At 71.3% G+C, this 6,592-nt stretch carries 3 protein-coding genes, 1 tRNA gene and 1 pseudogene; 1 reads left to right on the top strand and 4 read right to left on the bottom strand.

Translation table 11 applies throughout. The features are described 5' to 3' along the window. Positions 1-2,060, bottom strand: a 2,060-nt coding sequence (fxsT, locus tag ABZ919_RS23940) for an FxSxx-COOH system tetratricopeptide repeat protein (protein WP_361251244.1), incomplete at its 3' end; no start/stop codon positions are given. 366 nt (positions 2,061-2,426) lie between these two features. Here fxsT and ABZ919_RS23935 point away from each other — a divergent pair. Further along, positions 2,427-3,380 (top strand): annotated as a pseudogene (locus ABZ919_RS23935) (tyrosine-type recombinase/integrase); the annotation flags it as partial. Positions 3,381-3,425: 45 nt separating this feature from the next. Here the strand turns inward: ABZ919_RS23935 and ABZ919_RS23930 are convergent. The 3 genes from ABZ919_RS23930 to ABZ919_RS23920 form a co-directional block, all read right to left on the bottom strand. Beyond that, a tRNA-Thr gene (locus tag ABZ919_RS23930) sits at positions 3,426-3,499 on the bottom strand. 107 nt (positions 3,500-3,606) lie between these two features. Next, positions 3,607-5,208 (bottom strand): alpha/beta hydrolase, encoded by a 1,602-nt coding sequence (locus tag ABZ919_RS23925; protein WP_361251242.1) that lies wholly within the window; start codon positions 5,206-5,208, stop codon positions 3,607-3,609. Positions 5,209-5,332: 124 nt separating this feature from the next. Continuing rightward, positions 5,333-6,538 (bottom strand): DNA polymerase III subunit delta', encoded by a 1,206-nt coding sequence (locus ABZ919_RS23920; RefSeq protein WP_361251239.1) that lies wholly within the window; start codon positions 6,536-6,538, stop codon positions 5,333-5,335. Positions 6,539-6,592: the final 54 nt, after the last annotated feature.

Below are 6,592 nucleotides of genomic sequence, written 5' to 3'. Positions count from 1 at the left end.
GTGAGCAGGGTGTCGGGATGCTCCTCCCCCAGAACCCGCCGCTGCCGGCCCAGCGTCTCCTCGTCCAGCTCCCGCGCCTCCTCCACCCGATCCAGATCCGCCAGGCACTTCGCCAGGTTGGATGCGGTGCGCAGGGTGTCGGGGTGCTCCTCCCCCAGAACCCGCCGCTGCCGACCCAACGTCTCCTCCTCCAGCTCCCGCGCCTCCTCCACCCGACCCACCCCCGCCAGCCAGACCGCCAGATGGGACGCGGTACCCAGGGTGACGCGATGCTGCTCCCCCAGCACCCGCCGCTGCCGGTCGAGCAGGTCTCGGACCAGTGCGTAGCCGTGCTGGTGGTCACCGACGGCAGCGAAGGCCTGGGCCAGGTAGTTGGCAGCCCACCAGGTGTGCGTGTGATCGGGGCCCAGCAGGGCGCTCCAGGCCTGGTGGAGGTCGTCGAGGCGGGCCAGAACCGCCGGTGCGCTGCCACGGTCCACGAGATAGAGGCACGCTTCACAGGCTGCGAAGCGGGCGTCGGCGGTGACCAGGTCGACCGGCGCGATCGTCAGCAGGTGAGGCAGCAGGTCGGGCCAGGCGGGCCAAGCAGCAAGATCTCTTGCATGACCTGGGTATGCGGTGGCCAGGAGGATGCTGGCGCTGCGTGCCGCTGTGGCACGTTCCTCGGTGGAGAGCTGGTCTTTGAGGACGGCACGGGTGAGGCGGTGCAGATGCAGGCTGCCGCCCGCCACGCGGGCCAGCCCGTGCCGGTGCAGTGCCGACAGGACACGGCGTCTCACGCGCTGGTCGGTCACCACCCGGGCCACCGGCGACGCCTCGCCGGCCTCCTGCCCGGCGCGGGCCTTCAAGGTGAACGGCTCCGGCGCCAGCAGGGAGCAGGCGTTCATCACCGCGGCCGCCTCCGCGTCCTGGTCCCGCAGCCGCTCCATGCTCAGCCGGATCTGAGCGGCCAGCGACCACGGGTAGTCCAGCGGCCGCCCCTCGTCGGCCATCTCACTTGCACTGCTCGCCAGCAGCTCCAGGTACTCCTCCACAGCCGTCGTGGTCAGCACTGCAGCCGCCTGGACCAGCGCCAGCGGCAGATCGTCCAACGCCTCCGCCAGCCGCCCCGCATCCGCCTCCGACAACCACGTAGTACGGCGGCGCAGCAGATCAACCGACTCCCGCCGGGCCAGCACATCGACGTCCAACGGCGAGGCCAGACCGTGCCAGTCCGGGTTGCGGGAGGTGATCAGCACATGCCCCGTCCCGGGCGGCACCGAGCCGACCAGTGCCGCGGGATCCTCCGCGTTGTCGAACACGACCAGCCAGCGACCCCTGGACCGCAACTCCGCCCACAGCGCCTGCAATGCCTCCTCAGGCGGTGTGTCCGGCCGCGCCGCCCCGGTCTCCACCGCCAACCGCGCCAGTTGGTCGGGAATCAGCGCGGGATCCTCCGCCCGCACCCACCACACCAGCTCGTACTCCCCGCAGAAACGGTGCGCGTACTCGGCGGCCAGCTGCGTCTTGCCCACCCCACCTCGGCCGTCCAGCGCCACCGCCCGGCCGCCGGCCAGCCGGGCACGCACCTCCACCAGCAGACCGTCCCGGCCCACGAACCCGGCGTTGCGTGCCGGCACGTTCCACACCCGCGGCAACGTGCCCGGCAACCGCGGCCCCGTCGCCCCCACACTCCGTAACCGGCCCGCCCCGCCGCCTCCGCCCGGAAACCCCGGCCGCACCTCCGGAAGCCCCGCCGGCCCCGCCACCGCGCCCAGCAGCACCTCCCGCGCCTCTTCCTCCCCCAGCCCGAACAACGCCGGCGCGATCAATCCCCGCAGCATCGGCGGCGCCTCACACTTTTCGACCCGCAGCGGGATCAACTTGCCCCGAACGGCCAGCTTCGCCGCCCACTCCGCACCGGTCCACCGCCCGGGATCGAAGTACGCGGCCGAGAACAACGCCACCATCGGCCCCGTGGCCAGCGCCCGGTCCATGTTGAGGACGAAGTTCTCCCCCGCCCCCCAGTGCCAGGCATCCAGCTCCACCTCGTACCCAGCGTCCTCCAGCTGCCAGGCCACCCACTCCGCCCACGCCAGATCGGCCCCCGCATGCGAAACAAAAACCCGCGCCCCACCCGCCATCGGACACCCCCGTACCAGCGCCGCGCCATCCCGCCCACCGAGACTAGAACCCCCCGCGATGCCACTGCCTAGATACTGCTCCGGTCCTCATCGCATGGGTACGAGTCATGTAACCCCGTCTACTCGTGCTTCGCGGGCGAGAGCTGCCTGAGCGAGGCGTCGACGCAGTGCTCCGTGCCGGGAGCCGAGTTCCGGCGATGAGGGGAGCGTGCGGTGATTGTGGAAGGCGCCACCGAAGGTGGTCAGCATCTCTTTGAGGCGGTCGTCGATTGTGTCAGATGCTGCCGGCAGGACGCCGGGAGCGCCCACCGCCGCCGCATCGTCGGCGAGAACGTCGCCACGCTCGTGGACCCGCCAAGCATCGACGAGACCGAGGCCAATCCCTTCACCAAGGAGGAGGCGAAAGCGTTCCTCGAAGCCGCGGCGAAGCGGCCCACCTTCATGCGGTGGATCGCCGGTGTCGGCATGGGATTCCGGCAAGGCGAGACGCTCGGGCTGCGCTGGTCGTACGTCGACCTGGAAGCGGAGCTGTTCCACCCCGAGTGGCAGCTTCAGCGCCTCACATGGCGGCACGGCTGCGACGACCCGCATGTCTGTGGAGGGCGTCTGCACCACTTCGAGCCGTGCCCGCCGGACTGCACCGTGCACAAGGGCTACAAGCGTGGCTGCCCGAAGCCGTGTGCCAAGACGTGCACGAAGCACGCAAGCGCCTGCCCGGAGCGCAAGGAAGGCGGGCTCACCTTCACCCGACCCAAGACCAAGAAGAGCCGGAACGCCATGCCGATCCCGCCCGTCTTCGTGCCCTTCCTGCACGACCACAGGGCCCAGCAGAACGCGGCACAGGAAGCCGCCGGGGAACTGTGGCAGGAGCACGACGTCGTGTTCTCGCGCCCGGACGGCCGGCCACTGGATCCGCGCGCCGACTACGACGAGTTCAAGGAACTACTCAAGGAGGCCGGGATCGATGACCGGCGCCTGTACGACGGGAGCCGCCACACCGCCGGCACAATCCTGAACGAACTCGGGGTCGACATGCCCACGATCGTGGAGATCCTGCGGCACACGCAGATCAGTCAGACCCGGCGGTACGTCAAGGGCCGATCCCACCTGTCCAAGGACGCCATGCGGCGGATGGGCGAGTTCTTCGTGCCGCCGCAGTCGCCTCCGTCGGCCCCGAATCCGGGCCCCGCTGAGACCAGAAGTGAGACCACCGACACCCGTGCGGCACGCTCCGTGCGCCGCCGTCGGATCCGCTGAACGCAAAAGCCCAGCTCAGACGGTGTCTGGGCTGGGCTTCAAAAGAGCCGCCTTCGGGATTCGAACCCGAGACCTACGCATTACGAGTGCGTTGCTCTGGCCATCTGAGCTAAGGCGGCGCGCCGTCCGCACTATGGTGCGATCGGCAACGTCGGTAAGTCTACACAGTTTCCCGGAGTGCTCCGACCACGCCCGGGCAGCGAGCGCTCCGGGGTGGTCGGCAGGGCTACGAGCAGCGCTTTCCCTCTGCCGGCGCAGTGCCGTGGAGCAGGTAGGTGTTGATCGCCGTATCGATGCAGGTGCTGCCGCGGCCGTAGGCGGTGTGGCCGTCGCCGGCGTACGTCAGCAGGCGCCCGGCGGAGAGCTGCCGGGCCAGGGACTGGGCCCAGCGGTAGGGGGTCGCCGGGTCGCGGGTGGTACCGACGACGACGATGGGCGCCGCGCCCCTGGCCTCGATGCGGTGCGGCTCGCCCGTGGCCTTCACCGGCCAGTACGCGCAGTTCAGGGAGGCCCAGGCCAGGCCGTCGCCGAACACCGGGGACGCCTTCTCGAAGGCGGGGAGCGCCTTGACGACCTGATCGGGTCCGGTGAAGGCGGGCGGCAGGTCCAGGCAGTTCACGGCGGCGTTGGCCATCATCAGATTGTTGTAGTGACCGTTGGCGTCACGCTCGTAGTACGTGTCGGAGAGCGCGAGCAGTCCGGCCCCGTCGTTCTCCTTCATCGCCGAGGTCAGCGCCTCGCGCAGCTGCTCCCAGTCGGCCTGGTCGTACATCGCCGCGATCACCCCGGTCGTGGCCAGCGCCTCGCCCAGCTTGCGGCCGTCCGCGTCGCCCGCCGGGATGGGGTGGGCGTCCAGCCTGCGGAAGAACGCCCTGAGGTGGTCGCCGACCTGCGCGGGCGTCGCGCCCCCGCTGCCGAGCGGGCAGTCGGAGTGCCGTACGCAGTCCCGCGCGAACGCCTGGAACGCGGTCTCGAACCCGGCCGTCTGGTCCAGGTTCATCCGCAGGGAGTCCAGAGAGGGGTCCATCGCGCCGTCCAGGACCATCCGGCCGGCCCGGTCGGGGAACAGGCCGGCGTAGGTCGCACCGAGGAACGTGCCGTACGACGCCCCCACGTAGTTCAGTTTCGGGTCGTCCAGCACCGCCCGCAGGATGTCCATGTCCCGCGCCGCCTCGACGGTGGAGACGTGCCGCAGCAGCCGCGCCGAGTGCGCCGCGCAGCTCTGCGCGAACTTCTCGTCCGCCGTGACCAGCGCGTTCCGCTCCTGCTGGTCGTCGGGCGTCAGGTCGGTCTGCGTGTACACGTCCATCTGGCGACCGTCGAGACATTCCACGGGCTCGCTGCGGGCCACGCCACGCGGGTCCATCGCGACCATGTCGTAGCGGGCGCGTACGTCGGCCGGGTAGCCGATGCCCGCGTACTGCTGGAGGTAGCCGACCGCCGAGCCGCCGGGGCCGCCGGGGTTGACCAGCAGCGAACCGAGTGGCCTGCCCTTGCCGGTGGCGAGCTTGCGGGCGACGGCGAGCCGGACGTCGCCCGCCGCGGGATCGGCGTAGTTCAGCGGGGCTTTCATCGTCGCGCACTGGAAGCCGGAGACACCGCAGCTGTGCCAGCGCAGCTTCTGGGAGTAGTACGGCGACAGCGCCGACGGCGTCGAACGCGGCAGCGCGGCCAGCGCTGCGTCCACCGTCCCTCCCGCCGAGGTCGAGCTCCCGGAGGAGCAGGCGGATACGAGCAGGGCGACGGCCGCGAGAAGGCCAGCCGCGAGGCGGGCCTCCGTCCGGGTGCGGGTGGCCGGGGTCCGGCGGAGGAAGGGCCTGGTGTGCATCTGGCGAGCGTAACGCTGCGCGATGCCTCAGATGCGGTACGTAAGAGGTGTGGCCTCGTACGGGCGACAACGGCGGCGGCTTCTTACCCGTGGCATCGCCGGTCGGCCTCCCAGCCTCGCTGTCTCAGCCCGCCCGCAACGCCATCGTCATCGCCTCCACCGCCAGCAGCGGCGCCACATTGCGGTCGAGGGCCTCGCGGCACGCGGCGATCGCCTCGATGCGCCGGAGCGTGGCCTCCGGCGTGCTGCCGCGCGCCAGCCGCTCCAGGGAGTCCTCGGTGTCGGCGTTGGCGATCGCCACGCGGGAACCGAGCTGGAGGGCGAGGACATCGCGGTAGAAGGCGGTGAGGTCGCCGAGGGCGACATCGAGGCTGTCGCGCTGCGTGCGGGTTCTGCGGCGCTTCTGCATGTCCTCGAGGTCCTTCATCACGCCCGCCGTACCCCGCGGCAGCCGGCCCCCCTGGACCGCTCCCAGCGCCGCCTTCAGCTCCTCGGTCTCCTTGCCGTCCATCTCCTCGGCGAGCTGCTTGGCGTCCTCGGCGGCCGCGTCGACCAGTTCCTGGGCGGCCTTGAGACAGGCGCCGACCTCGTCCAGCCGCAGTGGCAGCTTGAGCACGGCCGCACGGCGCTCACGGGCCGCCGGGTCCGTGGCCAGGCGCCGGGCGCGGTCGACATGCCCCTGAGTGGCGCGGGCGGCCGCCTCCGCGACCTGGGGTTCGATGCCGTCGCGCCGTACGAGCATGTCGGCGACCGCGGCCACGGACGGCGTGCGCAGGTTCAGGTGGCGGCAGCGGGAGCGGATCGTCGGCAGCACGTCCTCGATGGAGGGGGCGCACAGCAGCCAGACCGTGCGCGGGGCGGGCTCCTCCACCGCCTTGAGGACGGCGTTGGCCGACTTCTCGTTCAGCCGCTCGGCGTCCTCGACCAGGATGATCTGCCACCGGCCGGTCGCCGGGGCGGTGAACGACTTGCGGACCGTGTCCCGCATGTCCCTCACCAGGATCTCGGAACCGACCGCCGCGACCGTGGTCACGTCCGCGTGCGTGCCCAGCAGGGCGGTGTGGCAACCGTCGCAGAAGCCGCAGCCGGGGGCTCCGCCGAGCGCGCGGTCGGGGCTCACGCACTGCAGCGCCGCGGCGAAGGCCCTGGCCGCCTGGTTGCGGCCCGCTCCGGGCGGACCCGTGAACAGCCAGGCGTGGGTCATCTTCGACGCCTCGGGCAGCGGCTCGTCGGCAGCGGCGGCCGTGACCAGGGCGTCGGCGTCCCGCGCGGCCGCGTCGAGCACCGCGCTCACCTTCTCCTGACCGACGAGGTCGTCCCACACGGTCATGGGTCACGCCGCCCTTCCGTCACACTCCGCGTTCCTTCCCACCATTGTGCGGGT

Source organism: Streptomyces sp. NPDC046759, assembly GCF_040645475.1.
Lineage (GTDB): Bacteria > Actinomycetota > Actinomycetes > Streptomycetales > Streptomycetaceae > Streptomyces.
This window is presented reverse-complemented; position numbering and strand designations above follow the sequence as displayed.